The organism is Pseudobacter sp., assembly GCF_051955275.1.
Lineage (GTDB): Bacteria > Bacteroidota > Bacteroidia > Chitinophagales > Chitinophagaceae > Pseudobacter.
Genome location: NZ_JBQCGW010000277.1, coordinates 1 through 4280 on the forward strand (window position 1 = coordinate 1; position 4280 = coordinate 4280).

4 protein-coding genes are annotated in these 4280 nt (G+C 49.5%); all 4 read right to left on the reverse strand.

All coding sequences use genetic code 11. The annotated features are described in order from the left end of the window. Positions 1-29: 29 nt before the first annotated feature. Entirely contained in the window at positions 30-2009 is a 1980-nt protein-coding gene (locus ACTHMC_RS24565; RefSeq protein WP_440417310.1) for a YWFCY domain-containing protein, read from the reverse strand. 12 nt (positions 2010-2021) lie between these two features. After that, complete coding sequence (locus tag ACTHMC_RS24570) at positions 2022-3329, reverse strand: relaxase/mobilization nuclease domain-containing protein (RefSeq protein ID WP_440417312.1); 1308 nt, start codon at positions 3327-3329, stop codon at positions 2022-2024. After that, positions 3314-3706, reverse strand: a complete 393-nt coding sequence (locus tag ACTHMC_RS24575) for a plasmid mobilization protein (protein ID WP_440417314.1) — start codon at positions 3704-3706, stop codon at positions 3314-3316. The genes ACTHMC_RS24570 and ACTHMC_RS24575 overlap by 16 nt, the downstream gene beginning before the upstream one ends. 250 nt (positions 3707-3956) lie before the next feature. After that, positions 3957-4280: toprim domain-containing protein (locus ACTHMC_RS24580; RefSeq protein WP_440417316.1), on the reverse strand; the 324-nt coding region annotated here is incomplete at its 5' end.

A 4280-nucleotide genomic window follows, 5' to 3' on the forward strand; every position in this document is an offset into this window, starting at 1 on the left:
GATTGAAAAAAAGAATTAAAATCTCGCTGTTACTTTTTAATAATTATGTTTCCTCTTGAAGGATCATTCAGAATTTCTTCCAGTATCCTATCAGTAAAGTCGTTGGTGTCTTGCTTGATGGAGAGGAAGATCTGATTGATGGTTGACTTTGTTACATTGTTCTGTACAGGCAACATTTGGTAACCTTCTTTTTCCTTTCTGATGGCTTCATGGTTGTTGATGATTTTGGAATGGAATATTTTATTCTTAATAGGCTGGTCGGGGTTGTCAGCCACGACACCAACGAATTCTCCTGAACTGAGGCTGGCGATGGTGCTGGCCGGTACTGATTGCTCCAGTTGTTTGGACCTGGAAATAGAAGTATCCCCGCTATTGATTGAAATGCTTTCCCGGTCCTGAAATGTTTTGGGGAACCGTTCGCTGAGCAGGCGTGCAGATTCACCACTTCCCTGACCACTGATGATATTCCCCGTGATGTTAAATATGGTCTCTGCTTCTTCTTTAGAGTAGATGAGTTTCAACTGGCTGTAATCCTGGACAGCAATGATGGATACGATATTATTGGATCTGCCTGTCAGGATGGTAGACATCACACTGGTGGCCCGGACCCGGCCAAACTCATCCAGGCATTGGGCAAAGGGAAGTTTGCCGGGCTGGTTGACCACTTTGTTAATGCGGTCGATATACAAGGACATGATCGGTTCCAGGGCTTCCTGTAGCTGTGGATTGTTGCCTAAACACAGTACTGTCGGTTGTTTCGGGTCGTTGAGCGATAAGGTAAAATCATCACCTGAAAGGATGTAATAAAGTTCAGGGGAAGATATCCTGCCCAGTGGGATTTTGACACTGGCCATCTGGCTATTGAGCGTTTCCAGCTCTCCATCAATATAGGCCTGATTGAAGGGGTTCATCAGGGTTTGGATTTCCGGCTCGATCTGCAATATGGTAAAGAGCTTTTCATAGGGCTGATGGATCAATTCTATCGCGTGGGGGATACTGCAATACCTGCCACGTTCATAATTGCGCAGAAAGCCGATCACGGCTGCCAACAGGTTGATTGGGCTATCCACGAAAAATTCTCCCTGTTTGCCGGCCCACGTCTTGTTCATCGAGAGCAGTAAAGACTTACTACTTTCTATGGCGCTGGACAAACTGGTGAGGGTGAAAGGATGAATAGGATTGCACCTGTTCGATAGATTAAGATCAGTGAAATTAATGCAGCGGAAGGTGGTGCCCGGTGGGTACTGATCTTTGTGCTGCAGGAAGTGGTTATAGGTAAGGAGGGAGAGCTCCGGGAATTTGTGATCGAAGACCAGCAGGGTTTTATGCTGTGCGATGAGCTGTCGCAACAGGTTCTCAATAACGAAATAGGATTTTCCGGATCCTGCTGATCCGAGCACGAGAATGGATCTGCGGCTGTTCAAAAAATTAATCCACGACCTGCGTTTGCGTCCCTGGTATTCATACTCTGCAGGCAGGTTGAGTGAGTAGGGATCCTTCAGCAGTCTTTCCTCCTGCGGAAACCCCGCTTCGTTGAACACTTGGTTTTTCAACCGTTGTTTGAGGCTGCGGGAAATGATATTGCCTCCGGCGATGATGAACAGCACGCCCGCAATGGTCGTGCTCATATAGGCAACGGCAATGTAGGCAGGATCAATGCTATTGATCAGCATCAGGAACCCGCCTCCATAAAAAAGAACGATACCGGTGATCAGGTAAGTGACGCCGGTCCGGTAACTGGCTTTCTCGTCTTTTCGTCCGCGCACACCCAGCAAAGAAATGAGCAGGCATACCAGAGCAATGCTTTTGGTGTGGTTGAAACCTTTGAGCAGCCCGGTCCGGGCGATGTTGTGCAGTAGCTGGTCACTGAGCGGCGCTGTGCATCCCCAACGTTGAAATACCTGGTAGCACTCAAAATAAAAATGGATAAATAGGATGCCCAGGGCAATCCATCTGGTGAGGTCTGTGACTTTCTTCAGCCCCTGTTCGTTCTCTCCTGTCCTCAACATAACGGTTCATGTTTACTGTTTGTATTTCTTTTTTCTGCGTTTGTGTGGTTCCTGGCGGAGTTCTGCTGCCAGCGGACCTTCAGTGGTAGGATGGTTAGAATTGTAGGCAAGTGGTGCAGTCAGAGCAGGTGATGAGAGTTGTGTGGTAGCAGGTATGGCGGAGGATGTGTGGTAGGCAGACATTGGCTCAACAGGTGCAGGTGGATGCTGTGCTGATTGCTGTTGTTGGGTGGTTGGTTGAGATGGTAAGGTAGTGTGTAGTTGCCCGATGCGTTGCTGGAGTTGGTTAGCGCTGTAGGGCTTGCCCAGGTCACTGCCGTTGAACACGCATTTCTTCTGGTGGTCGATATAGGTGATACCGTAGATGGTGCCCTGATCATTTTGACGCAGGACAAGCTGGATGTTTTCTTTTTTCAATGCATCCTGTAAGGCGGTGATGGTATGAGTATGAGGCCGAAGCAGTGCCAGATCAACCGCATTGCGGATCCGTTGCTTAAAGGGCTGACGATCCTGGTGGTTCTTCGTGAACCGGGGCGTGAGCCATTTCATGGTCGGCTTGCTATAGATGTCACTGGCTGGGATGGGAACACCGGTGGTTTTACCCTGCTCGTTGAGGACCTGGTAATACAAGCCGTTGTGCCTGGCTGTCCGGCTGTTGTTGCCGCCCTGATGAGCGATCACATTATAGTTTTTTAGGACGGCATTCAGTTCCGGCAGTGACGCGTATTTATAGGATTTGAGCACATGATCCAACACGTTGGTGATGGCTCTTTTGGTGCCGGAGACACCAGCTTTCCCGTAGACAATTTTCTGCGGATTAATGGCTTTGAGCTCCATTTGCCGGGACCGCTGGGCATCATCAGCTTTGGTGAGTCCAAATTCCTGCTCCACGGCCTTTCTGGCCTGTTCTGATTGTACTTTTCCGATATTGTGTGTAGGGAGCCGTTTACCGTTTGCCTGGATATTGGTGGTGACGATGTGCACATGCGGATGATTGCTGTCAAAGTGTTGGTACACCAGGTAAGGTTGTTGGCTGTATCCCAGGAGCTGCAGGTAGCGCTCAGTGATCTGCTGCAATTTCTCTTTGGAGTGTTGTTCTTCGGGCGGAAAGTTCAGGGTGATATGAAGGGTATTGATAGCAGCTGTACTGAGTTGTTGAAATTTCTGAATAGTGCCGAGCTTGTCTCGAAAAGAAAGTGCATCGGTGTCTTTGGCAAAATTGCCCGAGTGGATAAGCCGTGCCACTTGTTGCTTCACTTTGTTCTCGTTGTAGTGCAGCGCATGGCGCAGGGATGCTATGGGTTTTACGACTGCAACCATTGATCAGAAATTTGGGCGATGAGTACCTTGATGTCACTGACTTTTCGTTGGAGTAACTGCTGGTTTTTTTCGTGCATGGGCAGCCATGCTTTTAGGTCCGCTTGGTGCTGTAACAAATGAAGTTTGCGGACCACCTGGTTGTAGTTATTGGCGAGTGCGTTGAGGTCATTTTTGATGGTGACGAGCAGGGGCATGAGCTGGTCCAGCGACTGGTTGCGGTGGTAGACCGTCACCGGTTTTTGCAGCAGCAGTTTGCGGGCATAGTCGCTGATCTGCCGGCAGGTGGTACTGGCCAACCTGTCCGAAAGAATCTCGTATTCCTGGTCCGTTAACCGGACGTGCAGCCGCCTGGTGCGGCGTGGTTTTTCTGTTTTCATGCTTCACAGTTCTTTTATCGTCACTTCAGAAAATCAGCTCTTTATAGTCATTCCGGGAACCGCCCCACGACTTCGGAGTAAGGGGCGGCCAGATTCCGTTGTCCGACAACGGTACATCTGGCTGGGCCAGGCGCAGCAGTCGGCCCCTGTGGGATCTTACGAAAAATGCAGTGCGGAGCTTACCCCTGCTCTGCCGGGCGCAAAGCAGCATTAGCCGCGGCCTGTCAGGGCGCTGCTGATCATCATGGAATCAAGGCTTTTGCTGCTGCCTGTTGGTTTTGCCTTGCTGCTGGCACCACTCATTGAGGTCTTTGTAGTTCTGGTACAGCTTGCGTTCGTCCTGGAATTTTTGCGGGTCAACAGAAAGTGCGTTGGCGGTTATTTTGTTGGCGGCCTGGTCATTGTCAAGGAACAAATGCACTCTGCCGTATTGCTGCATTTTGGGCAGTTCCTTGTCAAAAAAAGAAAGCGAGTTCAGTATGAGATAATTCATGTCAGGTCTGGTGAACATGCGTAGGGTCAGGTAGGACAGAAAATCCATGAAGCCCTCAAAGACTGAGAGTGAAGAAGTGGG